23 protein-coding genes and 2 tRNA genes are annotated in these 24096 nt (G+C 66.8%); 8 read left to right on the forward strand and 17 right to left on the reverse strand.

The window, feature by feature from the left end; all coding sequences use genetic code 11:
• Positions 1–37: 37 nt before the first annotated feature.
• From menD to JNK99_RS01715, 4 genes are all read right to left on the reverse strand, one after another.
• Positions 38–1753, reverse strand: coding sequence for a 2-succinyl-5-enolpyruvyl-6-hydroxy-3-cyclohexene-1-carboxylic-acid synthase (menD, locus tag JNK99_RS01700; RefSeq protein ID WP_291847708.1), 1716 nt, complete (start codon positions 1751–1753; stop codon positions 38–40).
• The gene (locus JNK99_RS01705; protein ID WP_291847711.1) at positions 1750–3165 is read right to left on the reverse strand and encodes an isochorismate synthase; all 1416 of its coding nucleotides are present in this window, start codon (positions 3163–3165) and stop codon (positions 1750–1752) included. The genes menD and JNK99_RS01705 overlap by 4 nt, the downstream gene beginning before the upstream one ends.
• A complete protein-coding gene (locus JNK99_RS01710) occupies positions 3162–4535 on the reverse strand; it encodes an AMP-binding protein (protein WP_291847714.1) in 1374 nt (457 codons plus the stop codon). Before JNK99_RS01710 ends, JNK99_RS01705 begins: the two co-directional genes overlap by 4 nt.
• A 115-nt stretch (positions 4536–4650) precedes the next feature.
• Positions 4651–5931, reverse strand: coding sequence for a DUF4384 domain-containing protein (locus tag JNK99_RS01715; RefSeq protein WP_291847717.1), 1281 nt, complete (start codon positions 5929–5931; stop codon positions 4651–4653).
• A 350-nt stretch (positions 5932–6281) separates the two neighbouring features.
• Here JNK99_RS01715 and JNK99_RS01720 point away from each other — a divergent pair, with 350 nt between their 5' ends.
• Positions 6282–6638 (forward strand): cupin domain-containing protein, encoded by a 357-nt coding sequence (locus JNK99_RS01720; RefSeq protein WP_291847720.1) that lies wholly within the window; start codon positions 6282–6284, stop codon positions 6636–6638.
• Between the two features lie 167 nt (positions 6639–6805).
• Complete coding sequence (locus tag JNK99_RS01725) at positions 6806–8725, forward strand: HDOD domain-containing protein (protein ID WP_291847723.1); 1920 nt, start codon at positions 6806–6808, stop codon at positions 8723–8725.
• A gap of 79 nt (positions 8726–8804) precedes the next feature.
• Here JNK99_RS01725 and fghA read toward each other — a convergent pair whose 3' ends face one another.
• From fghA to JNK99_RS01755, 6 genes are all read right to left on the reverse strand, one after another.
• Positions 8805–9662, reverse strand: a complete 858-nt coding sequence (gene fghA, locus JNK99_RS01730; RefSeq protein ID WP_291847726.1) for an S-formylglutathione hydrolase — start codon at positions 9660–9662, stop codon at positions 8805–8807.
• A gap of 6 nt (positions 9663–9668) precedes the next feature.
• Positions 9669–10781 carry an S-(hydroxymethyl)glutathione dehydrogenase/class III alcohol dehydrogenase gene (locus tag JNK99_RS01735; RefSeq protein ID WP_291847730.1) on the reverse strand — a complete coding sequence of 371 codons (1113 nt, stop codon included), beginning with the start codon at positions 10779–10781 and terminating at the stop codon, positions 9669–9671.
• A 109-nt stretch (positions 10782–10890) separates the two neighbouring features.
• On the reverse strand, positions 10891–11340 hold the full coding sequence (locus tag JNK99_RS01740; protein ID WP_366518682.1) for a DUF1178 family protein: 450 nt from the start codon (positions 11338–11340) through the stop codon (positions 10891–10893).
• 41 nt (positions 11341–11381) lie between these two features.
• Positions 11382–11468: transfer RNA gene (locus JNK99_RS01745), tRNA-Leu, on the reverse strand.
• A gap of 69 nt (positions 11469–11537) precedes the next feature.
• Positions 11538–11613: transfer RNA gene (locus JNK99_RS01750), tRNA-Gly, on the reverse strand.
• A 157-nt stretch (positions 11614–11770) separates the two neighbouring features.
• Positions 11771–12346, reverse strand: a complete 576-nt coding sequence (locus tag JNK99_RS01755; RefSeq protein ID WP_291847736.1) for a hypothetical protein — start codon at positions 12344–12346, stop codon at positions 11771–11773.
• Between the two features lie 256 nt (positions 12347–12602).
• Here JNK99_RS01755 and JNK99_RS01760 point away from each other — a divergent pair, with 256 nt between their 5' ends.
• The 3 genes from JNK99_RS01760 to JNK99_RS01770 all read left to right on the forward strand — a co-directional run bounded on the left by JNK99_RS01760 (position 12603) and on the right by JNK99_RS01770 (position 16445).
• Complete coding sequence (locus JNK99_RS01760) at positions 12603–13475, forward strand: CsgG/HfaB family protein (protein ID WP_291847739.1); 873 nt, start codon at positions 12603–12605, stop codon at positions 13473–13475.
• Positions 13476–13802: 327 nt separating this feature from the next.
• Positions 13803–15272: a DUF1800 domain-containing protein gene (locus JNK99_RS01765; protein ID WP_291847741.1), complete on the forward strand. Its 1470-nt coding sequence runs from the start codon at positions 13803–13805 to the stop codon at positions 15270–15272.
• A 9-nt stretch (positions 15273–15281) separates the two neighbouring features.
• Positions 15282–16445: a DUF1501 domain-containing protein gene (locus tag JNK99_RS01770; RefSeq protein WP_291847744.1), complete on the forward strand. Its 1164-nt coding sequence runs from the start codon at positions 15282–15284 to the stop codon at positions 16443–16445.
• Here the strand turns inward: JNK99_RS01770 and JNK99_RS01775 are convergent.
• The 3 genes from JNK99_RS01775 to JNK99_RS01785 are packed head-to-tail and all read right to left on the reverse strand — an operon-like array spanning position 16442 to position 18322.
• Complete coding sequence (locus JNK99_RS01775) at positions 16442–16858, reverse strand: biopolymer transporter ExbD (protein ID WP_291847747.1); 417 nt, start codon at positions 16856–16858, stop codon at positions 16442–16444. The two genes, JNK99_RS01770 and JNK99_RS01775, sit on opposite strands and share 4 nt — an antisense overlap.
• Positions 16859–16873: 15 nt before the next feature.
• Positions 16874–17605, reverse strand: coding sequence for a MotA/TolQ/ExbB proton channel family protein (locus tag JNK99_RS01780; RefSeq protein WP_291847750.1), 732 nt, complete (start codon positions 17603–17605; stop codon positions 16874–16876).
• A 12-nt stretch (positions 17606–17617) separates the two neighbouring features.
• Positions 17618–18322, reverse strand: a complete 705-nt coding sequence (locus JNK99_RS01785) for an energy transducer TonB (RefSeq protein WP_291847753.1) — start codon at positions 18320–18322, stop codon at positions 17618–17620.
• A gap of 239 nt (positions 18323–18561) precedes the next feature.
• Here JNK99_RS01785 and thpR point away from each other — a divergent pair, with 239 nt between their 5' ends.
• Complete coding sequence (thpR, locus tag JNK99_RS01790) at positions 18562–19152, forward strand: RNA 2',3'-cyclic phosphodiesterase (protein WP_291847756.1); 591 nt, start codon at positions 18562–18564, stop codon at positions 19150–19152.
• 139 nt (positions 19153–19291) lie between these two features.
• On the forward strand, positions 19292–20212 hold the full coding sequence (locus tag JNK99_RS01795; RefSeq protein ID WP_291847759.1) for a DMT family transporter: 921 nt from the start codon (positions 19292–19294) through the stop codon (positions 20210–20212).
• Between the two features lie 148 nt (positions 20213–20360).
• Here the strand turns inward: JNK99_RS01795 and JNK99_RS01800 are convergent, their stop codons facing one another.
• The 4 genes from JNK99_RS01800 to JNK99_RS01815 form a co-directional block, all read right to left on the reverse strand.
• Positions 20361–20777 carry a GFA family protein gene (locus JNK99_RS01800; RefSeq protein ID WP_291847762.1) on the reverse strand — a complete coding sequence of 139 codons (417 nt, stop codon included), beginning with the start codon at positions 20775–20777 and terminating at the stop codon, positions 20361–20363.
• A 205-nt stretch (positions 20778–20982) separates the two neighbouring features.
• Positions 20983–22287 (reverse strand): HipA domain-containing protein, encoded by a 1305-nt coding sequence (locus tag JNK99_RS01805; protein ID WP_291847764.1) that lies wholly within the window; start codon positions 22285–22287, stop codon positions 20983–20985.
• Entirely contained in the window at positions 22284–22637 is a 354-nt protein-coding gene (locus tag JNK99_RS01810; RefSeq protein WP_291847767.1) for a helix-turn-helix domain-containing protein, read from the reverse strand. Before JNK99_RS01810 ends, JNK99_RS01805 begins: the two co-directional genes overlap by 4 nt.
• Before the next feature lie 6 nt (positions 22638–22643).
• Positions 22644–22871, reverse strand: coding sequence for a hypothetical protein (locus tag JNK99_RS01815; protein ID WP_291847770.1), 228 nt, complete (start codon positions 22869–22871; stop codon positions 22644–22646).
• A gap of 23 nt (positions 22872–22894) precedes the next feature.
• On the opposite strand from JNK99_RS01815, the gene csm6 reads away from it, so the two are divergent.
• The gene (gene csm6, locus JNK99_RS01820) at positions 22895–24046 is read left to right on the forward strand and encodes a CRISPR-associated ring nuclease Csm6 (protein ID WP_291847773.1); all 1152 of its coding nucleotides are present in this window, start codon (positions 22895–22897) and stop codon (positions 24044–24046) included.
• Positions 24047–24096 lie beyond the last annotated feature (50 nt).

The raw sequence follows: 24096 nt of genomic DNA on the forward strand, positions 1-24096 counted from the left end.
TGCGCCTGCCGCCCCGCAACGGGCGGCAGGCGTTTTTCTAGCTCACCAAAGCCGCGGCCGCTGCCCAGAAAGCCCGCTGCCTGGCGACGCTCACCCGGCGATCGAGCACCAACTCAAGCAACCAGGGCCCGCCCTCTTGCAGAGCCTGGGCAAGCCCTGCCCGCAGTTCCACGAGGGAACACGTGCGCCGGTAAGCCAGGCCGAAGCATTCGGCGGCAGCCCTGAAATCAAGCCGCTGCGGCGTCAGCCAAGCGCGTTCGAATTCCGGCAGATTGGCCATCGGCAAGTACTCGAAGATGCCACCTCCCCCGTTGTTGATCACCAGCACGATGATGTCGTGCCCACCGGCAACGGCCAGTGCGGTCAGATCATGCTGCGCCGTCAGATCCCCGAGCAGTGCCAGACAGGGACCCTCGGTGGCAATGCCCAGCGCGGTTGATAGATTGCCGTCGATACCGCTCGCACCACGGTTGCCAAAGATGCGCAGCGGTTTGTCGCCGCTCCCCGAGAAGGCATCGAGCTCGCGAATCGGCAAGGAGTTGCCGCAAAACAGGCGATGACCGGCCGGCAACTGCTCGATCAGCGCCGGAATCAGTGCCGCGGCAGAGTTTTCGTGCGCACGGTGGCCGGCGGCCATCGCTTCCACCCGGGCTTCCGCCCGGGCAAATGACGCCCGCCAGGACGCGGGGCCGGGCTCCGGTGCAGCGGCCAGCAAGGCCGTGCAGACAGCAAGCGGATCGGCCTGGATCAACGTCGCCGTACGGTGCAGAGGATCCGGCCAGCGGTGATCGGGAGCCACCAGCATGTGCTGTGCCCCGGCCAGTGTGTTCAGCCAGTCCTGCAGCGAACGAGCCAGCGGAAAGGCACCGAAGCGCAGCACCCATTCCGGTTGCGCCCCGGCCAACCAGCCCGGCTGACGCAAGAAGGCATCGTAGCGCACGCACAGGCGGCTACGGTCGTGCTTGCCGAAACGCAGATTCGACAGCGCCTCGGCGAAAACCGGACAATCGAGCTGGCCGGCCAGGGCGGTCACCGCCTCGGCAAAAGGTGGGGAAAAATCGGCCCCGCCACAGACAATGACGCCCCGCCGGCGGCTGATCGCCGCCGCCGTGTGCGCCACCAGTGGCGCATCCGGCTGCACGAGCGGCGCTGCCAGACGAACCGCGGCGGCGGGCGGGGTACTCGGACCGGCTACCGCCACAGACGGGAGCAGCGGTTCGCGAAATGCCAGGTTGAGGTGCACCGGCCCCGGCGATGGCCAGCGGCTGTCGCGACACGCACGCGCTGCCAGATGCTGCATCTGGCTGACCGAGAAATCGGCGCCGGGTGGACCCGGTGCGAAAAATGCGCGCACGTGCCGCCCAAACAGTTGCAACTGATCGATCGTCTGGTTGGCGCCCCAACCGAGCAACTCCGGTGGGCGGTCCGCCGACAGCAGAAGCAGGGGAATGCCAGCGTAATCGGCTTCGATCACCGCCGGATACCAGTTGGCCGGCGCCGAGCCCGAGGTGCACAGCACCGCCGCCGGGAAGCCGCTGACCTTGGCCACACCCAGAGCGAAAAAGGCGGCGCTGCGCTCGTCGAGCACGACGTGACAGCGAATCGCCGGTTGCCGCAGAAAAGCCAGCGCCAAGGGGCTGGAGCGCGCCCCCGGTGAAAGGATCAACTCGCGCAAGCCAGCCATCGCCAGACCGTCGACCAGCGCCTGCGACCAGCACAGGTTGAGCCGACCGTCATCGGGCGTTGCACTCATCGGGTTCCGGTGCGCCCGGCGAGCGGAGGCCGGGCGTACCGTGCATGTTGCAGGGCATCGGCGATGACCGCCAGCTTGGCCTCGGTCTCAGCCAGTTCCTGCGCTGGCTGGGAACCGGCAACGATGCCGGCGCCGGCAAACAACTCCGCTCGCGTCCTCTCGATTCGCGCACAACGCAGGACGACGACCGCTTCGCCGTCGCCACAGCGGTCGACCCAGCCCAGGCCACCGCTGTACCAGGCGCCACGCTGCTCGCCGTGTGCCTGCAGCCACTCGCCCGCGACCGCTGCCGGCCAGCCGCCAACCGCCGGCGTCGGATGCAGTGCAGCGAGCAGGTCGAAGAAACCCACCCCCTGCCGCAGCCGACCACACACCGTCGTCCGCAGATGTTGCAGGCCGCGCAACTGCATGACCTCGGCGGCCTGCGGCAGCGCCAGCGAGGCGCAGAGGGGCACCAGCGCGGCGTGTACGGCATCGACCACCAACTGCTGTTCGCGCCGATTCTTCCCGTCCTGCAGCGTCAGCGAGCCAGGCTGATCAGTTGCCGCCGCACCCAGCCAGGCAGTACCCGCCAGAGCGTCTGCCTGCACCCGATCACCGCGCAGCGCCACCAGGCGCTCCGGCGTCGCGCCAAACAGGCCTTGTCCCTGATGGCCAACGCCATAGATCGTGCATTCGGGGTACCTGCGCAAGAGCAGCGCGAGTAGCGGGGCAACGGCAATCGTCTCGTCGGCATCGATGTTCAGGCTGCGCGCAAGGACCAGCTTGTCCAGCTTGCCGCCCGCAATGTCCGCCAGGGCAGCGCGTGCGCGCGCCAGAAAAACCTGCTCCGCCAGCACATTGGCCCGACGCCGCAAGGCGGATACGGGCGGTGAATCGTCCAGTGGTCTGCTGGCCGCCTGCAGTTCGCCAAGCCAGCGTTTGACCGCTCCCTCCGCCTCGGCTCCGACACAACTGAAGGTCGCCGTACGCCGGCCGCCGCGATTCTGCAGCAGGATGGCAGGTACCAGCAGGCGTGCATTCGGCCACTGATCGACGCTTTCCGGAGCAAAGGCAAAGCCGACATGCGCCAAGGGCTGGACATCCGTGCGCGCCTGATCGTCATGCCGCCAGACCGCAGAAAGTCCGGCGAAGGCGGCCTGCAGTGCCGGGAAGCGTGCCGCGCCGGCCGTGCAGAAACTCATCGCGCGCCCGATCGCCAGCCGGCATTCGCCAGACCCGCTGGTGGGCGCCCGCGCCCACCAGTTGACATGGTTGCGCGTCAGGTCGACACCCAGCCAGTCATCGCCGCCCTGACCGAGGTCGAGCGTAATGCTCAGCAGACCACTCGCCGGTGTGCCGGCCAGGCCGGCGACCAGACGGCGCTGCAACAGGCCGATCAATCGCCTGTCGAGCAGTTGCCCCAGGCTCATGACAGGCCCAGTGCCAGGCGCTGCAGATGCGCGCGCTCGAGCTTGCCCATGCTGTTGCGCGGCAGGCAGCCGATCCGGCGAATTCGCCGCGGCCGCTTGGCTGCCGGCAGGTGTTGCCGCAGCCACTGGTCGACAACGTGTGATTCGGCCGGCCCGACGATCAGTGCGACCAGCGCGTCACCCCACACCGGATCGGCAACAGCCGTCACGGCCACGTCGCTGACGCCGGGACAGGCGGCCAGACAGTTCTCCACCTCGTGCGGGTGGACATTGACCCCGCCGCTGACCAGCACGTCATCGGCGCGACCAAGAACCGTGAGCCGGCCGGCCGCATCGAAGCGACCGAGGTCGGCGGTGGGCAACCAGCCATCGTCAAGCCCGTAGCCGCGACGGCGTTGCGGATTGAGATAGCCGGCCATCACCTGCGCGCCCTTCAAATGGATACGTCCGTCGGCGGCGATCCGCCCCTCCAGTCCCGGCAGAAATTCGCCGACCTGACCCGGCTGCCAATCGTTGCCGGGGCACGTCAAGGTTGCCGCCTGTGCCGCGCTCTCGCTCATTCCCCAGGTCGGGCAGATCGGCCAACCCGCGGCCAGCGCGGTTTCAAGCAGCGGCCGCGACAGGGCGCCCCCGCCAATCAGCGCATGGCGCAAGTCGGCGGGTGGCGACCGGCCGGCCGCCACTTCGAGCAAGCGCGCCAGCATCACCGGCACCAGCGAGATGTGCGTCACCGCGTGTTGGTGCAGATCGCGCCAGACCGCCGCCGCCGAGAAGCCCTCGTGCAGCAGCAGAGTGGCGCCGGCGCGCAGGCAGCGGTAGAGCAGCGAGATGCCGCCGATGTGGTACAGCGGCAGGCAACCCAGCCAGACATCACCAGCCGCCAGTGGCAAGCGCCAGTTGGCAGCCGCAGCGGCGGCATCAAGGTTGCCGCGGGTCAGCATCACGCCCTTCGGCACGCCTGCGCTGCCGCTGGTGGCGATGACCAGAGCCAGATCATCGACCTTGCCGGCAATCGTGCAGGGCGCCGCAAACGAGAACCATTCGGCAGGCAATACGGTCAGGCGTCGCAATCGCCCGCCGGCCAAAGCCCGCCAGTGCGCCCAGGCGGCGTCGGGCAGCCGGGGGTCGAGCGGCAGCAACACCGCTCCGGCGGCGGAACAGGCGAGCGCCGCCAGGGCCAGTTCGACCGGGCCTGCGGCAAACCCGACGATCTCGTCCACCGCCACGCCCTCGCTCCGCAGAAAGCCACCGCCGTGGCCAGCCAGCTCGGCGAGCTGGCCGTAACTCCAGGCGCCACGCGGCGTCCGCAGGGCCATGAGCGCTGCTTGGTAACGCGCGCCATGGTCCAGCCAGGAGGCGAGAAGAGTCATCGCCGAACGTCGATCCGCCTGTGCATGGGTCGCAAATTATACGCAGGGAGGCAGCGCCCCACCTTTGCTGTCGATCAAGAAACGGCGGCACTGGTTGCCGCGATGCGCGCAGTCCCTATTCGCCGACACGAATGTCGATCGGCGTCAGCTCTTCGTCGCCAGGCGGCGATTTCGGTATCGGCCGACCCTCGAAATAGAGCGCGATCTCGCGCTCACGACGGATCTTCAGCCCGCGATGCTCCTTGCCGTGGACCATCGTCCAGCGTCGCAACTGAAACGGTACACGGTCATGTTCGCCCGCGTTGACCGCCTTGAGCAGAGTCGATTTCTCCAGCTTGGCCGCCCCCACGTTGTACGTGAAATCACACAGGGCGGCATACTGCGCATCATTGAGATTGGTCGTCACCAGGCTCGTCACCGCCCGTTGCGCACGCCGCAGATCCTCGGCCAGCAGTGCCTCGGCTTGCGCTTCGCTCAGGCCACGGCGCAACGCGGGTTTCTCGCTCCCATCGCAGGCGGCCTTCCTGACCAGGTGACCATGGCCGATGCTGCAATAGCGCTCGACGTCATTGTACAGACGCGGCACGAAACCTTCGGACAGCTTGGTCAGCCGGATGCCCTTGTCGTTCACGCGGCGCAACCATACGCTCTTCTGCAACTCGCGCTCCCCCTCGGGTTCGAGCAGAATGCCGGGTGTCAACCGCTCCTCGGGCGGTACGGAGCCCGAGATCGGCGTCAGATCCGGCGCATCACAGGAGGCGCCCGTTGCACAGACCAGTTCGTAGGTCATGCCGGCAAGTAGCGGCGCAGCTTGTGGAGCGGCCACGAAGCTCCGCGCCGCCAGTTTCTCGAGCTGGCGGCGACCATTGGCAGAAAGACCGGCGAACGCTTCCTTCAGCTTGTCTGCCTCGTCGCGCTCGCCCACCCCGCTCTGGTACAGGTCGAGCGGCTCCTGGCTGAGAAAGGCCGCCACCAGCGTGGCGCCCTGCCGTTTGTCGGCGACCAGATCGAACTTCATCTGCTCGCCCGGAATCGTAAACGGCCCGGCAGGAACGCGATTTTCGCTGCGATACTGGTTTGGAAACAACACGTTCGCCACGTCATCCGGACTGATGCGGAGCACGTTGAGGTAGCCTTCACGCGGCACATCGACCGTCACCGTCACCCCCTCTCCTTCCCGGTAGAGGGCCTTGTTCAGACGTACCGACAGCCCCCCGGCCAGGGTGACCGCATCCCCGATGCTGCGCCGAACGAGCGGCCGCGTCGCAGACGCCGGGTCGCCGCCCGCAATGTCCGGCTGCTTCACCCCTTCCTGCGCCGAAGCGCCCCCGCCAGGCACAAGCAGCAAGCCGATGATGGCGCAGGCAAACAGTTGTCGACTGACTCCGTGATTCATCTTTCTCCCCTTGTGGCAACCCGTGTCGTTGGCTCTGATCCGCACAAGTATAGCGACGCCACGCGAAAGCCCCAACAGCAAGCCTCGTGCAGGGTGCAGCGAGCCTGTCCGCAACGCGTGATCAATGAATCAGGCAGTCGTCGGACAGTCCCCGTTCGGGCTGGGACACCGCCGCCAGCCCGGAAGCGTGCCGCGACAGGATCTGGCCAAATGTCACATGGCCATCGACGCACATCGCCCGTGCGTTACACTTGCCCGATGCGCCGACATCATCCCCTCGAGGCTCCCTGGCTCGCCGCCCCCGCCGGCTGGGTGGGCCAACCGATCCAGGCACTGTCCGGGAAAACCCGATGAAAACCAGCTATCACGACATCCCCGTCCATATCACCAAGGACGGCTCCGAGATCCGGGAACTGATGCATCCGGCCGTTCATGGAAATCAGCGCCAGAGTCTCGCCGAGGCAGTCATCCAGCCGGGCCAGCAAACGCTGCTGCATCGCCACCCGGTCAGCGAGGAGCTTTACCACGTGACAAGTGGCAGCGGGCTGTTGAGCCTGGGCAGCGAGACGCTGAGCATCGCGGTCGGTGACACCGTGCTGATCCCGCCGGGAACACCGCACAGGGTGCTCGCGACCGGCATCGAGGCCCTCCACCTGCTGTGCTGCTGTAGCCCCGCCTATCGCCACGAGGACACCGAGTTGCTGTGAGCGACCTGCACCAGGCAGCAAGGGAACTCTCCGGCGGCCACGAGGTGCCCGGCAACCGGCCGGTGCCGGCCTGGCCGAGGCAGGCGCCAATCCGCAGCGGAGCGCCGCCCGGTAGTAGAGCCTGTTTTGTAGCATAATCCTGCGGAAACTCCGGACCCGAGGCCCGCTTGATCAAGTTCGTCGACCCAGACCGCTATGTTTCGATGAAGGCAACGGGCAAGCTGCCTTCGCCGAAGGGCGTTGCCTTTTCAATCATCAAACTGCTGCAGCGCGACGATTTCCGGGTATCCGACCTGGTACAACTGGTGCAATCGGACCCGGCGATCGCCGGGCGCCTGCTCAAGTTCGCCAACGCCGCCGCCTTTGGCCGCACCCGGCCAATCGTCTCGCTGCAACGCGCCATCGTTGCCCTCGGTGCCTTCCGTGTGCGCGACCTGGTGATCGGTCTTTCGGTGATGCACAGCCATACCAGCGGTCAATGCACGGCGTTCGACTACGCGGCATTCTGGGGACACTCGCTGGCCACCGGCATCGCCTGCCAGGAACTCGCCCATTTTGCGCAGATTTCAAGCGAGGAGCTGTTCACGGTCGGCTTGCTGGCACGCGTCGGCGAGCTGGCCATGGCCTCGCTCTACCCCGATGAATACGCGGTCGTGCTGCGCCAGGCAAAGGAAAGGAACCAGAATCTGGCAGCACTCGAAGAGGAATGTTTCGCCATGGATCACCAGCAGCTCGGCGCCACGATGCTCGCCGAATGGGGGCTGCCGGAGATGCTGATCCAGGCCGCCTACCATCATGAACAACCCGATGTCGCAGGTTTTCGCGACGGCTCGCGCGTCCAGACGCTGACCCACTCGTTGCACTTCGCCCGCGCCCTTTCCGAAGTCTGCATGGCCGACGAAGAAAGCCGCTGGAGCCTGCTGCCCGGGCTCCTGACGCGCGCCGCACGGCTCGGCATCAGCGGTGACGCACTGAACGACATGGTCGACCGGATGGTCCGCCGCTGGCGCGAATGGGGCGTCATGCTGCAGGTGCGCACTCAGGAAATACCGCCTTTTGCCGAGATTCTTGCGGCTAGCCCACCCACCCGGCGAGTCAGCTCTCCCAGTCAGGAACCCGATGGCAAGACGCCGTCGCCGCGCCTGCACGTCCAGTTGGTCGGCATCCCGGTGGCGGAACTGCCCAGCCTGATGCAGCAGATCGAGAGTCTGGGTCACCAACCGGTGCTGGTCGACAGCAATATCGAAGACCTCAAGCAGGTGTTGCGTCAGCCGGCCCAGATCGTGATTGCCGACATGGCGATGCCCGGGCTGAAACCGGCAGTGTTCTGCCGCATCCTGCGCCAGACAGCTGCCGGCAAGGAGAGCTACGCACTCCTGCTGGCCTCACCGGGCAGCGAAGCGCACATTCTCGAAGCCATCGACGCCGGCGCCGACGACGTCCTGGTCAAACCGGTGAGCATCCAGACCCTGCGCGTGCGCCTCAACACGGCAACCCGCATGCTGCTGCTGCGCGAAGAAATCCAGCGCGAGCGGCGCGGCATCATGCGTTCGACCGATGAGTTCGCGGTCGCTCACAAGCGCCTGCTGCAGGAAGCGCTCACCGACGCCCTGACGCAACTGCCGAATCGTCGTCACGGCCTCGACTACCTCGCCTCGGAATGGGCATTTGCCCAGTCCAACAGCCTGCCGATGGCTTGCCTGCTGCTCGATATCGACCACTTCAAGCAGATCAACGACACTCACGGCCATGCCGCCGGTGACGCCGTCCTGCGCCAGCTCGCCGACCTGCTGAAGCGCGCCTCACGGGTCGAGGATCTGGTGTTTCGCTACGGTGGCGAAGAATTCGCAGCCGTGCTGCCCAATGCCAGCGCGCGCGCCGCCGTCCAGATCGCCGAGCGAATCCGCACGGTGGTCGAGAAATACACCTTTCTCTGGAATCATCAGTCAATCCCGATCACCCTGAGCATCGGGGTCGCCAACCTGAGCAGCGGCGACAAGGACAGTCAGGCGCTGATCCAGGCCGCCGACGCAGCGCTCTACGAGGCCAAGCGAGGCGGGCGCAACCGCGTCGTGGTCGCCGCCTGAGCAAGAGCGGACGCCAAGCCGGTGCGGCCGGGATGCCTGAATGCCCGCCCGAGCCCAGCGCAGGGCACCGAACGCGGCGTCAGGCGAGCAGCGCTGCGGCGTGATGACGCAAGTGGTCGTCGATGAAACTGGCAATGAAATAGTAGCTGTGGTCGTAGCCTGTCTGCAGGCGCAGGGTCAGCGGATGCCGCGCGACGGCGCAGGCCTGGCGCAGGGCCTCCGGCCGGAGCTGCGTCGCGAGAAAATCGTCGGCGGTGCCCTGGTCAACCAGCAAGGGCAGGCGTTCGCTCGCCATCGCGATGAGTTCGCAGGCGTCCCACTCCATCCAGGCCGCACGGTCGGCGCCCAGATAATGGGTGAACGCCTTTTCCCCCCAGGGACAGGCGAGCGGATGGCAGATCGGCGCGAAGGCGGAGAGCGAGCGATAGCGGCCCGGGTTGCGCAGCGCACACACCAGGGCACCGTGGCCACCCATCGAATGACCGCTGATGGCGCGGCATGCGTCGATTGGCAGACTGGCCTCGACCAGTTGCGGCAGCTCGTGCACGACGTAATCGTGCATCCGGTAGTGTCTGGCCCATGGCTCCCGGGTCGCGTTCAGGTAGAAGCCGGCACCGTGACCGAAATCCCATGCGCCGTCCGGGTCGCCGGGCACCTCGACGCCCCGCGGGCTGGTATCGGGCACCACCAGAGCGATGCCAAGTTCGGCGGCAAGTCGCAGCGCACCCGCTTTCTGCATGAAGTTCTCGTCGCTGCAGGTCAGGCCTGACAGCCAGTAGAGCGCCGGTACCGGCCGGCGTTCTGCCTGCGGCGGCAGATAGACGGCAAAGACCATGTCACAGCTCAGGCTGGCCGAGCGGTGACGATAACGCCGGTGCCAGCCGCCAAAGCAGCGATTGACACCCACCTCCTCCAGGCTTCGTGCCGCTTCGGACATCGCCATTCAGAAGACGATCACCGTGCGAATGCTCCTGCCTTCATGCATCAGGTCGAAGGCGCGGTTGATCTCCTCCAGCCCCATCCTGTGAGTGATGAAAGTGTCGAGCGGAATCTCGCCGCGCTGCGCCCGTTCGACGTAACCGGGCAACTCGGAGCGCCCGCGCACACCGCCAAAGGCCGAACCGCGCCACACCCGACCGGTCACCAGTTGAAAAGGTCGCGTCGAGATCTCTTCGCCGGCACCCGCCACACCGATGATCACCGATTCGCCCCAGCCCTTGTGGCAGCATTCGAGCGCCGAGCGCATGACCTTGACGTTGCCGATGCACTCGAAGGAGTAATCGACGCCACCATCGGTCAGGTCGACGATCACTTCCTGGATCGGGCGATCGTACTCGGCCGGGTCGATGCAGTCGGTGGCACCAAGCTGTCGGGCGATGGCGAACTTGTCCGGATTGACGTCGATCGCGATGATGCGCCCGGCTTGTGCCATCGCTGCCCCGATCACCACCGAGAGGCCGATCCCGCCGAGGCCGAAGACCGCCACCGTTGCTCCCGGCTCGACCTTGGCGGTGTTGACCACCGCGCCGATGCCGGTGGTTACCCCGCAACCCAGCAGGCAGACCTTGTCCAGTGGTGCATCGCGCGCGATCTTGGCCAGGGAAATTTCCGGCAGGACGGTGTACTCGGAGAAGGTTGACGTCCCCATGTAATGAAAGATCGGCTGGCCGTTCAACGAGAAGCGGGTGCTGCCATCGGGCATCAGCCCCCTGCCCTGGGTGGCACGAATCGCCTGACAGAGATTGGTCTTCCCCGACCGGCAGAACTTGCACTGTCCGCACTCCGGGGTGTACAAGGGGATGACGTGGTCGCCGACGGCAAGCGAAATCACCCCCGGCCCCACCGCTTCCACTACGCCGCCGCCCTCGTGCCCGAGGATGCTCGGAAAAATCCCTTCCGGGTCGGCCCCCGAAAGGGTGAATGCGTCCGTGTGACAGACTCCCGAGGCAACGATGCGCACCAGCACCTCGCCCTGCCGTGGTGGTTCGACATCGACCTCAGTGACTTCCAGAGGTTGCCTGGCAGCCCAGGCAACCGCAGCGCGCGCCTTGATCATCAGCGATTCTCCTCGAACTTTGCTGCAATGACGGACTGCTACAAGCCGGCACCTGCCGCGCAGGCACCGACAGACTCAACAACTGACCAGCAACGCCGGACCCCGGCAATCAGTGCAAATCGCCCGACTTGAGGCGTGCCAGGCGAAATACCTCGATCCCCTCGTCCAGCAGCTCTTGGTACTCCTCGGCAGTCGCCACACCCCGGATCGAGCGCTCGGGCGCTTCAACATAGTGAATTTTCCTCGCCTCCTCCGCAAATTCCTCACCAACGTCCTCACAATTCGCGAGCAGCATTTCGGTCAGCCGCCGAAAGGCGGTCAGTGCCCCGGCGCGCATATCGGGTAGCGGGGGCAGCGTCATCGGTTGGAGTGCCGTGGGGTTCTCGATTGTGGTCGACCGACCAACATGGACGGTGGACGGAACCCGACGAATTTCCGGTGAGCCGCAATGCGGACAGTCGACCAAGCCTGCGGCAAGCTGGCTATCAAAATGCTCACGCGAGCGAAACCAGCCCTCGAAACGATGGTCGTGTTGGCAGGCAAGGTCATAAATGATCATCGAAGCCCAGAGCAGGCAGCTCACAGTAAGGGGTGGGGGGGTGGTACCCGGAGCCGGGGTCGAACCGGCACAGCCGCAAAGCCGGGGGATTTTAAGTCCCCTGTGTCTACCTATTCCACCATCCGGGCGACGCAATTCATTATACCTGCCCGAAAATTGAAGAAGGGAAAGTGCCTGCGCACTTTCCCTTCGGGATCTGGAGCGGGAAAAGAGTCTCGAACTCTCGACCTATACCTTGGCAAGGTATCGCTCTACCAACTGAGCTATTCCCGCAAAAAACCTGACGCCATCTTTCAGCCTTTCCGACACCTCGATCAAACCGGGGACCAAAAGCAGCAGCGGCGGCGATTATCCTGCAGGCTGGCGAATCCTGTCAACCCTGATGGCGCTGCCAACGGCGCAGAGCCGCATTCGGCCCGACGATCCTGCCTCAGTTGAGGCTGCTGCTCCGCCAGTACTTGGTTCCGGTGAGCGTCGTCTCGAACATCAGGCCGTTCTTGGCCAGACCATATTTCTCCACCTGCTCCCCGAAATCGCCGCCGGCCGCCGCGCTTGCCCCCTTTTCGGCCACCGACACCGCGGCTGTGCCACCGCCACCGAACTCCCAGCCGTGCTCCACGAAGTAATCGAAGGATTGCTGTGTCTTGAAGATCAGCAACAGGCGAACATCCTTGACACCAAGCCCGAGGCCCGCCGAAGCCTGCCCCATGTTCATGAAGGTTTCCTTCCTGTTGCGCTTGTTGACCGCGATGCCGCTGCCACCCGCGCCCCCCACGAAGAAGATGGTGACCCCATAGTCGGTGAACACCGCATAGCCAGGCGCTGCCGCAACTTTCGCCTTGAGCTCGGGTTTCTGCCTGTAGATGGCAGCCAGCGCCTGATCGCGCATGCTGCGGATTTCGGCGCGCTCCTTGGCGATCTTCGCCTTGTCTTCGGCGAGCGCCGGGCCCCAGGTAAAACCGATGGTCAGGCAGGCAAGCAGGCAGCGGAACAGAAGCTGTTTCATCGGAAACGTTCCTTTCGACAAAGAAGTGGATGGCCCGGCCCGACAGCCGGAGGCAAAGGCAGCGGTGCGGCAGACCCCGGCCCGCCACTGGAGTATAGAGCCCCATCGCCGGCCGTCAATCGACTTTGCACCGCGCACGAAGTGACGCCGGTTCGGTGTCGCCGCGGATTTTTGGCATAATGCCTGCCCATGCAGGATCGCTGGCGATGGTCGGCGACCCTTGATGCAACCACAACCGGATTGAGAGGAGAAACGAATGTCCTTGTCGAGTTCGCACCGGCCAGCCCGGATTGTCCTGGCTGCCGTCACCACCGCGCTGCTTGGCGCCTGCTCCAACATGCAGATGGGTTCGCCGGATGCCAAGACCACGGCTACCGGCTCAGCCGGTGGCGCCAACGCCGAGAACGCCAATAGCCAGCTCGAGAAGTGCAGCAGTTCCCTCGGCACGGTCGCCGTCTACGAGGATACGAATGCGCCCTGGTATGGCTACCTGACCGGGCAGATGAAACTCGGTTCGACCAGTCCGGTTCTCAAGTTGTTGATCCAGCAATCGAACTGTTTTGTCGTCGTCGACCGCGGGCGCGCCATGAACAACATGATGCAGGAACGTGCGCTGGACCAGAGCGGTGAGCTGCGCAAGGGCTCGAAGTTCGGCAAGGGTCAGATGGTTTCGGCAGACTACACCATGAGCCCGACCATCACCTTCAGCAACAACAATGCAGGAGGCATGGGCGCCGGCCTGGGTGGCTACAGCGGACGGGCCGGCGTGCTGGGCGCCTTCGCCGGCAGCATGAACGTCAAGGAAGCCAGCACCCTCCTCACCCTGGTCGACAACCGCTCCGGCGTGCAACTGGCGGCGGCGGAAGGCAGTGCCAAGAACATGGATTTCGGTGCGATGGGCGCCCTGTTTGGCGGTGGCCTCGGTGCCGGGGGAGGCGGCTACGCCAATACCGCCGAAGGCAAGGTCATCGTCGCAGCCTTTACCGACTCTTACAACAATCTGGTCCGGGCCGTGCGCAACTACAAGGCGCAGGAGGTCAAGGGCGGCCTGGGCACCGGCGGACAATTGGGCGTGCAGGGCGCCGCCGAGGCACAGGGTTCGACCGCCAAGCGCAAGAAGCCGCAGTAGCACCCACCCCTGACGCGGCGCGCGCTGGCGCGCCGTAACACCCGTCCCTTTCCTCGGCACCAGGCAGCCGCCGGTACTACACTGCCGGGGCAATCCGCTGGTCGTGCGGCACTGCCAGGCGACTGCCCATCCGCTGCACGCCATCAAGCGCGTGTGACACGGCTTGCAACAAATGCGCTGACCGGCGTGCCCCGGGTCACCACGCGCTGCGTTATGCTGAAAGCTGATTGGCGGCGTCTCCGACTCACGCGGATTCCGACCCGACGCAGCGGGCGGGATTGGCCCGGCATGCGCACCGCCACGACTTCCCGCTCAAAGGCTGCCGTGATGAGGTATCTGCTGCTCCTGACCTTGCTCCTGCCGTCCCTCGTCAGTGCTGCCGCACAGGGCATGGACGATGCACGGCATCTGCTCGGCCGGGCCGGCCTGGGTGCCAGCCCGCGCCAGATCATCGAGTTCTCGGGATTGTCCCGCGTGCAGGCGGTGGACCGCTTGCTGGCGACAACGCACCACGCAGCGCTGACGCCGCCACCCGAATGGGTGAGCGAAGCGATCACTCCGCGCCACGTGCTGCGCGACATGTCGCCCGACGAGCGCAAGGACTTCGAACACCGGGAACGACAGCGTGGCCTGCAACTGCGCGGCTGGTGGCTGCAGGAGATGCTCGGCACGCCTTCGCCACTCACCGAGCGGATGACGCTCTTCTGGCACAATCATTTCGTGTCGGGCCAGCACAAGGTCCGTCAGCCCCAACTGCTCTACCAGCAGAATGCCTTGCTGCGCCGCCACGCCACGGGCAACTTCGCAGAACTGCTGCACGCCGTCGCCAAGGACCCGGCCATGCTGATCTATCTCGATTCGGCAAGCAACCGCAAGGACCAGCCGAACGAGAATTTCGCGCGCGAGGTGATGGAACTGTTCACCCTCGGTGAAGGGCATTACGGCGAGCAGGACATCCGCGACGCCGCACGCGCCTTCACCGGCTGGTCGGTCGACCCCGACAACGGCGAATTCCGCTGGCGGCCGGCGCAGCACGACATGGGCGAGAAAACCGTTCTCGGACACAGCGGCAACTTGACCGGCGACGAAGTGCTCGACCTCCTGCTTGCCCAGCCGGCAACCGCCGACTTCATCGTCGCCAAGCTGTGGCGCGAGTTCGTCTCGCCAGGGCCGGCAAATCCGCAGGAGCGGCGCGAACGAGCGCAGGTTGCGGCGCGCTTCCGCGCCAGCGCTTACGACCTCGAGACCGCCCTGCGCGCGCTCTTCCTGACACGCAGCTTCTGGGCGGCGAGCAACCGCGGCACGCTGCTCAAGTCGCCGGTCGATCTGGTGGTGGGCACCATCCGGCAGTTCGAAATCCCGGTCAGCAACCCGCTGCCGCTGGTGACGGTGACCACCCAGCTCGGCCAGAACCTGTTCGCTCCACCCAACGTCAAAGGCTGGCCCGGCGGCACGGCGTGGATCAACTCGCAAACGCTGCTCGGCCGCAAGCAGTTCGCCGAACGTGTCTTCCGCGCCGACGGGATGCCCCGGTTGGAGCATCCCGCGCAGGGTGACCGCCCGACCGCAACGGCAATGGCCACCAGTCCAGGCGACCAGCGTGGCATGCCGCGCACGCCCTACGAGATCGTTGTCGACGCCGATGGCTGGCTGGCGAGCCTTCCCGGCAGCGCATCGCCAAGCGAAATCGAACGCTTCGTCCTCGCCCGACCGCCAGCCGGTACGCTTCCGGTGGATGCACGTGGCCGGGAACTGCTGCGCCTGCTCGCCCTCGATCCTGCGTATCAACTGCGCTAGGAAAAGAGCATGAGGCGGCGTGATTTCCTCAGACACTGTAGCGACGCCGGCCTGGCACTGCTCGCACCGTCTCCTGCACGCGCGCGGCCCGCCGCACGCTACGACCAGCTTCTCATCCTGGTCGAACTGAAGGGCGGCAACGACGGGCTGAACACGCTCGTACCGTTCGCCGACCCGACCTACTACCGCCTGCGCCCGCGCATCGGGCTCAAGCGCGAGACGGTGCTGCAACTCGACGAACGCTGCGCGCTGCATCCGGCGCTCGAACCACTGCTTGCGTTGTGGCAAGCGCGCGAACTGGCGATCGTGCAGGGCGTCGGCTACCCGAAACCCAACCTCTCGCACTTCCGGTCGATCGAGATCTGGGACACCGCAGCCAGGTCCGACCAGTATCTCGACAACGGCTGGCTGGCCCGCGCCTTCGCTGTCGCGCCCGTACCATCCTCTTTTGCTGCCGACGGCGTGGCCGTCGGCAGCAACGATTTCGGGCCCCTGGCGGGTGGCAACGCGCGCAGCATCGTGCTCGCCGACCCGGCGCAGTTTGCGCGACAGGCCAGGCTGGCGCAATCGGCGCAGTCGGCACGTGCGCCGGCCAACGCTGCGCTGGCCCACATCCGGAAAGTCGAGGCGGATGTCCTGCACGCGGCGAACGGCATCGCGTCGCGCGTCGAACTGCGCACCGCTTTTCCCCCCGGCCCATTCGGCAATGCGACGCGTGCAGCGGCACAGATCGCCGCCGCGCCGGCCGGCGTGGCCGCCTTGCGACTGACCCTCGGCAGCTTCGATACCCACCAGAACCAGCCCGGCACACATGCGGCCCTGTTCAAACAACTGGCCGAGGGTCTGGTCGCGCTGCGTGCCGCGCTGCTCGAACACGGGCGATGGGAGTCGACGCTGATTCTCACCTATTCCGAATTCGGCCGGCGGGCACGGGAGAATGCATCCGGCGGCACCGACCACGGCACTGCCGGCGTCCACTTCGTCCTGGGCGGCCGCGTCGCTGGCGGCCTGTACGGTGCCACGCCCAGTCTCGACCACCTGGACAACGGCAACCTGGTGCACTCCGTCGACTTCCGCTCGGTCTACGCCAGCGTTCTGGAACACTGGTGGGGCATTCCTGCGGCCGGCATCCTCGCAGGCCGCTTCGCTCCGCTCGAACTGCTGCGCAGCTAGCGCACCGGCCCGGTGACGAAAGCGATGCGTCCGAGGCCGGCGCGCTGGGCATCGGCCAGCACCTCGGTCACCTGCTCGTAGGGCGTTGCGCGATCGGCGCGCAACTGCAGCTCCGGCTGCCCGCCGCCCGCCGCCAGCTCGGCCAGGCGCTGCGCCAACCCGCTCCGCGCCACCTCCTGGCCATCGAGCAACACCCGACCGGAAGCGTCAATCGCCACGCTGACCACGCGTGACGGCTCGTCGGGCCGCTTCGCGTCGACCCGTGGCAGATCGACCTGCACCGCCTGATGAAAGAGGGGTGCGGTAATGATGAAGATGACCAGCAGCACGAGCATCACGTCGACCAGCGGCGTGGTGTTGATCTCGGCCATCGGCTGATTGCCGCCCTCCCGGTCAAACGAACCGAACGCCATCGTCGAGCGCTCCCCTCAGGCAGCCACGCTGACGCGCTCGACGGAATCGACCAGCCGGTCGCCCGGCCGGCCCCGGAGACCGGTGGTCAGATAGGCGTGCAGGTCGTGCGCAAAGCCGTCCAGGCGAGCCAGGGTCAGCCGGTTGAGTCGATTGAAGGCGTTGTAGGCCAGCACGGCCGGGATGGCGACCAGGAGACCGGCGGCGGTCATGATCAGCGCCTCGCCAACCGGTCCGGCGACCCGGTCGAGCACCACCTGGGTGGCGCCGGAGAGGCCGATCAGGGCATGATAGATTCCCCAGACCGTCCCGAACAGGCCGATGAAAGGCGCCGTCGATCCCACCGAAGCGAGCAAGGTCAGTCCCGATTCGATCCTCGCCTGCGCTTCGACGATCTGGCTGCGCAGCGCACGCGTCACCGAGTCGCTGGCGCTGACGCCGGCACCGATGCCGCGTGCCGCGTGCTGCCGATGCAGTTCGGCGGCGTTGGCACCGGCGATCGCCAGATTGCCGAGCATGCCGCTGGAGTCGGCACGGCCGAGCACCGCGATTGCCACCGGCAGGCTGGGTGCCGCCCAGAACGAAGCCAGCGCACGCACCTGGCAACGCCGGGCCTGCCAGACACCATAGGCCTTGCCGACGATCACGTACCAACTGGCGAGCGAAAGCAGGACGAGAAGAATCGCCACAGCATGCGTCAGCACATCGCCCTGCGCCCAGAAATGGGCCAAACCCGTCTCGCTTCGCACTTGTTAACCCCTTCAACTGTCCAGAGTGAACTGCAACGGCACGAGAACCGCAGAGTCGACCATCTGGCTGCCCTGCCGTGCCGGAATGAATCGCCAGCCCTCGACGGCGGTACGGGCCGCCTCGTCGAGACGCGGGAAGCCGCTCGACTGCTTGACCTCGACGCTCAGCGGCAAACCCTGTGCGCTGACCCGCACCCGCAGAACGACCTTGCCCTGTTCGTTCAACCGGCGCGAGGTCGCGGGATAGACCGGCTTCGGATTGTGCAGGTAATCGACGTCAAAACGCGCCGCAATCAGCGGCGGCGGAGACGCTTCGACCAACGGCACCGCCGCTGATTGCGCCGCCACGGCCGGCGCAGGCGGCGCCGCCAGGGCAGGCGCCGCGCTCGACAGCGGGACCGGCACCGCCGCCTTGCGTGGTGCCGGCGGAACAGCGGCCGGCCTGACCCGTGCCGGTCTGGACGGTACTGTCGGCGTTCGGGCTTCCTCGATGGGGGGCTCCCGCGGGGCGAGCTGCAGCACGCGGACGCTCGGCACGGGAGAAAACTCCCGCGGCGTCGCCTGCCGCAGCTCGCCGAAGGCCAACAGCAATCCCAACAGGTGCAGGCCTCCCACCGCCAACACGATGCCGGCCCGGTGCCAGAACGGCGGCCGCTCCTCCTGGGCGGACTCGAAATACGCGCAGCAACTGCTCGACGAGCTCGACGCCTGGCTCAAGTCTGTCTCGGACGAAAATGGGGCAGCGCGTGGGCCGCGCGCAAAGGGCGTCATTGTAGCGTCCCGTCTGCGGCGCGACCTGCGTCATATTGTCTCAGACGACGGGCGGGACTGCCCTGACGCGGCACCCGTCGTTGGCGCCCGGTCGGGCCGAGCCAGGCCGATGGCACAATGGCGTCGGTACCGGGCAGGCATCCGCCGGCCGACCGCGACCCTCTCCGACGAGGAATCAACGACCCATGGCACAAGATCGCGCGACAGGCAGCCCGACCGCTCCGCAGACCGGCACGGCGATTGCCGAGGCCGGCCGGCCTCGCCGACTGGTGGACCCGTGCCGGCTTTTCCTGGCGCTCTGGCCGAGCGCGGACGAGCAGGCGCAACTGCTCGCTTACCTGCGACAGTGGTCATGGCCGGCGGGATCGGCGCCGGTCAGGGCGGACCGTCTGCACCTCACCCTGCACTTCATCGGTTCGGTCGAGCGCCGCCGCCTCGCCGAGCTGCGCACCGGTCTGCGGGTGCCGCTGAATCCGTTCGAACTGGGACTGACCCGACCCGAATCCTGGCCACGCGGCCTGATCGTGCTGCGCGCGGCACCGCTGACCGAGCCCCTGCAGCAACTGCACGCCAGCCTGGGCGAAGCCCTGCACAGCCTTGGCCTGCCGCCCGAAACGCGCCGCTTCCGGCCGCACGTCACACTCGCCCGGCGCGCCGCCGGCGCCATTCCTCCGCTCGCCACCCCCGATCTGGACTGGCGGATCGACAGCTATGCCCTCGTCGAATCACTCCCTGGTGCTGCCGATGGCTATCGCATCCGGCAGCACTACGCCTGAGGACACGCCGAGCGGCACACCGCCAAGGGCGGGCAGCCGGCCCCCCCGCACTGCGCCGATGCAGGCAAAACGGCCGATATCCGGCACAATGGCGACCTTTGTCCCCGGCCCGCCACAGCGCGCGCCAGAAAGCACTCCCATGTCGCACCGCCGTGCGGTCGCCCTGATGATACTGGTCACCCTGCTCTGGAGCATCGCCGGGGTAGTCTCGCGCCACCTCGACAGCACCGGCAGCTTCGAGGTCACCTTCTGGCGCAGCCTGTTCAACGCGCTCGCACTGGGCATCGGGCTGACCAGCCTGCGCGGACCCGGCCTCTGGCGGGGACTGGCGCAGGCCGCGTGGCCGATGTGGTTCTCCGGGCTGTGCTGGGCAGTGATGTTCACCGCTTTCATGCTGGCGATCACCCTCACCACGGTCGCCAACGTGCTGGTGACGATGGCCATCGGCCCCCTGGTCACCGCCTTGTTCACCCGTCTTTTCCTGCATCACCGCCTGCCGGCCCGCACCTGGCTGGCGATTGCCGTGGCCGGCCTGGGCATCGCCTGGATGTTCGGGCAGGAGGCCAGCGCCGGCCTGTCGCTGACCGGCACCCTGGTCGCCCTGGCCGTGCCGCTCGCCGCCGCGCTCAACTTCACGACCATGCAGCATGTCGCCCAGCGCCAGACCGACCGGGACAGGGCGGAGGCGCAGGACCTGTTGCCGGCGGTGCTGATCGGCGCCCTGCTGTCGGCCGCCTGCACCCTGCCCGTCGCCTATCCGCTGCAGGCATCGACCCACGACCTGGCGCTGCTCGCGCTGCTCGGCGGCGTGCAACTGGCGATACCCTGCCTGCTCGTCGTGCGCCTGTCGCGCGAACTGGCGGCGCCCGAAATCGCACTGCTCGGACTGCTCGAAGTCGTCTTCGGCGTCACCTGGGCGTGGCTGGGCGCCGGCGAGCGGCCGGCCGACAGCACCCTGATCGGCGGCGCCCTGGTACTCGGTGCACTGGCCGCCAACGAGGGGCTGGCACTGCTCGGCCCGGCCACCCGCCTGCACGCCAACGCCCGGCGGGCACCGTGACCGGCCCCGGCAGCGGTCACGCCCGGCGGAATACCCGTTCGCTCGTGATACTTGAACCTCGCGCCGGCGGGCGTCCGGGCAAGGGAAAGCGGGGCATGACTGCTCGTCCCGCTGCTTGCGCGGCGCGCCGGATCGCCGCGGCCGGCGATCAGTCGCGCGGCGGCATCTCGGGAAACTTGGGCAGCTTCGGGTCCATGAAATCCCAGGCCGGGGCACGCGAGGTGAACAGGTCGATGGCCGGCTGGAACAGGCTCGGGTCGTCCAGCGTCCCGGCCCGGATCGCCAGCAGGCCAGGCATCTGCTCCACCGTGCCGAACAGTTGCGAACCACAACCCGGACAGAAGCCGCGGCTGACGGCGCGACCGCTGCTGCCCTTGTTCGTGAAGTACTTCACTTCGCCAGTGATGGTGACGGCGGCGCTCGGAGCGAACAGGGTCGGCGCGTAAGCGCTGCCGCTCGCCCGCTGGCAATCGCGGCAATGGCAATTGCCGGTCATCACCGGCGGGACCGAGGATTCGTAACGGACGGCACCGCACAGGCAACCGCCGGTCAATGATGTGCTCATGACAGCTCCTTTCGGGTTGGGAAACCGCTTGCTCGAGGGTGTACGGCATGCCGCGCCAACCGGATGCCGCGGCCTTTCCGGTGCATCGGCGCAGATGACACCCGGCCGGCAGCGATGTTCGCACAGGCGCCCCCGGCTGACCAGGGCCCGAGCCGTCCGGCGCCGCCATTTCCGCCAGCAGGCACGGGTGACCTCCGTCGACGCTTCATCCGGCGGCAAGGTTCAAGCGGTGGCTTTGGGCAATCCTGTCCCGCCATTCGCCGGCCAGCCCCGCTTGCGCGGCGAACTCTGGCCAGCGCCGCACGGCGGCCGTCACCTGCCCGACGATCGTCTCGGCACGGCCGCGTTTCATCAACGCAGACTTCGCGCAGGCCGGGAAATCCTCCCGCGTGAAGCCGTCCCGTTTGCCGTTCAGCGTCATCTGGTGCGTCGACGTCCACGTACCCGACGGATTGTAACTGTAGGTCACGTCGAACGCCGGCGCCAGCGCCCAGCGCCCCTGCCTGTCCATCAGGAAGGCGATGTTCTTCACATGATCGTCCTGATTGCGCGCAACGATGTTGAACACCATGCGCCGGAACTGTTCCTCGACCGCCGCCATCGGCAGGTCGAGCTGGCGGATGATGAGCAGCGCCTGTTCATACGAATAGGCTCCGGCCTGGTTGAAGTCGAAATGCGCCAGCGCGCACAGCGACTGCATGTGCAGCTTTTCACCGCCCGCCAGCCGGTCGAAGCGGCGGGTCATGAAGTGTCGTCGGCCGTTCTCTTCCAGCAGGCGGCACTCGCTCATCGCAATGCCCGCCGCCCTGGCCATCAGATGATAGGCGTACTCGATGGCGCCATAGCCTTGCGGATCATCCAGCTCCTTGTCCCGGTTGCCGGAGACGCCGTCGAATTTCAACAGCCAGTAGTCGAAACCTTCGCCCGCCGCGATCTGCCCCGAACGCACCTCGTTCGTTTCGCGATTCCAGGCGATCACCGCCTTCGCCCGCGCCCCGCCGGCCGACGTGCCGACCCTGAGAATGTCGTTCAGCGCCTTCTCGCGTGCGGCGCCGGCAAAGGTGGCCTGCAGGTCGTTGCGGTGCGTCAGGACGTCGGACGCCAGGCGCACCAGGGCATCGATTTCCACCCTGGCCGCCCGGCGCGGCCGCGGTCCCAGCACCGGAGAAAACTCCAGCGCCCCCATGCCGCGCGTACCGGTATAGCACAGGCGCTCGATCGGACCGAAGTGTTCCGGCCGGCGCCCCTGCGTCGCCAGCCAGGCATTGATCAAGGCATTGCCGAAGCGGTCCGGCAGCGAATCGGCCAACAATCCCGGCAGCCCGTGAAAGGTGGTGCGCGGCAGCGCGGGAAACTCGTACACCCGGTCGCTCAAGGGCATGACCAGCGGAGACAGCTCGATCCCGCTTGCCGCAAACCGCGGGTCATACTGAAAGGCGGCGTGCTCACGCCCCTCCTCCAGCGCAACCGCCCCGATGGTGCGCCCCCAGAGCTGCACCCTGGCGATCATGAGCCATCACCCCAGGTCCATTTCTTCACCTCCCCGGCCACCGCCTGGCGACCCGTCGCCCGCTGCCGCTTGCGGCCCCGCATCTGCAGTTGCGCGATCGGACCGGGTATGCCCTCGGGGACCAGCGCATCCAGCCCCTCCAGCAAACCCAGCACCCGGCATACCCTGACGAAACCCGACAATTGCGTCGCCGTTTGACCGGACTCCAGCCGTTCCACCGTGCGCTTGGCCACCCCCGCCGCCTCGGCCAGAGCCGCCTGCGTCAGGTTGCGCGCCAGCCGCGCGCCTGCCAGCCGTTGCCCCAGTTCCTGGAGAATGGCCTCATTGGTCAGCGTTGTCGAGATCTTCATGATGCGTCACCTCAGGCGATTTAGCGCAATATTGTAGATTTGTTCGCCACCAATGGCGAACGATATCAAATCGTCCTTGGTGACGGAAAGTCGGCGGATCCGCCGCCTGACTCGCCGTTCAGGACGAGTCGTTGCAGCCCACTCGAAGCGACTGTCGCGGTGGTGGTCGCCTCCCTCACGGCAAGCTTGCCATTCGCCGCTCGCCAGGACAAAAAGGAAGACAATGATCGCCATTCCAGAGCCGGACGGTCAAGATCATGCCCAACACCAGCGAACACCCCAACCAGTACCCGCGGCGCATTCTCGTCGCCGTCACCGGCCTGTCGCCGCAGATCGTCACCGAGACCCTGTATGCCCTCGCCGCCGCCCCCGGCACTGCTCCTTTCGTTCCCACCGAGATCCATCTCATCACCACCCGCAGCGGCGCCGAAAAGGCGCGCCTCGCGCTGCTCTCGGACGAGCCGGGCTGGTTCCACCACCTCTGCCGGGACTATGCGCTGCCTCCCATGCGCTTCGACGCCAGCACCATCCACGTCCTCGAAGACGGTAACGGCCAGGCGCTCGAAGACATCCGCTCACCCGATGACAACCGCCACGCCGCGGACGGCATCACCGAACTCGTGCGCGAGTTCACCGCCGATCCCGACTGCGCGCTGCATGTCTCGATCGCCGGCGGCCGCAAGACGATGGGCTTCTTTCTCGGCTATGCACTCTCCCTCTACGGCCGGCCACAGGACCAGCTCTCGCACGTGCTGGTTTCCGAACCTTTCGAGTCGAGCATCGGCTTCTACTACCCGACGCCGGCCAGCCGCGTCCTCGAGCTGCCCGGTGGCCGGCTCGCCGACACGGCCAGCGCGCAGGTGACGCTTGCCGAACTGCCTTTCGTCAGTCTGCGCCACGGCCTGCCGGAGGCCCTGCTCACCGGCCACGCCAGCTACAACCAGACCGTCGAAGCCGCGCGCCACGCACTGGCTCCGCCTGAACTGCGGATCGACCTCGCCGCACGGCGCATCCGTGCGGCCGGCAAGGTGTTCGCCCTGCCGCCGGCCGAACTCGCCTTGCTCAGCGTCTTCGCCCGCCGTGCGCTGTGCGGCGAGCCGCCGCTGCCCGCCCCCGCCAAGGAGAGCGGCGACATCGACTGGAAGAGGCGCTACCTCGTCGAACTGCGCTGGATCGACGGCCCGCTCGGCGAGCGCGACGACACCGAACGCGCCTTGAAGAAGGGCATGGACGGCAGCTACTTCTCGACCCATCTCTCGAAGCTCAGGAAGATTCTCAAGCGCCAGCTCGGCCCCGCCGCCGAGCCTTACCTGATCAGCGACGGCGGCCGCCGGCCGCGCCTCTACCGGCTCGATCTGCGCCCGACGGCGGTGTGGTACGGCGACATCGAAACGGCAGAGCACCAATAAGCGGCGCCGTTTGCCCTCTCCCCGATTATCCGACTGACTCACTCACTAAA

It is taken from the genome of Accumulibacter sp., assembly GCF_016789985.1.
Classification (GTDB): Bacteria; Pseudomonadota; Gammaproteobacteria; order Burkholderiales; family Rhodocyclaceae; genus Accumulibacter.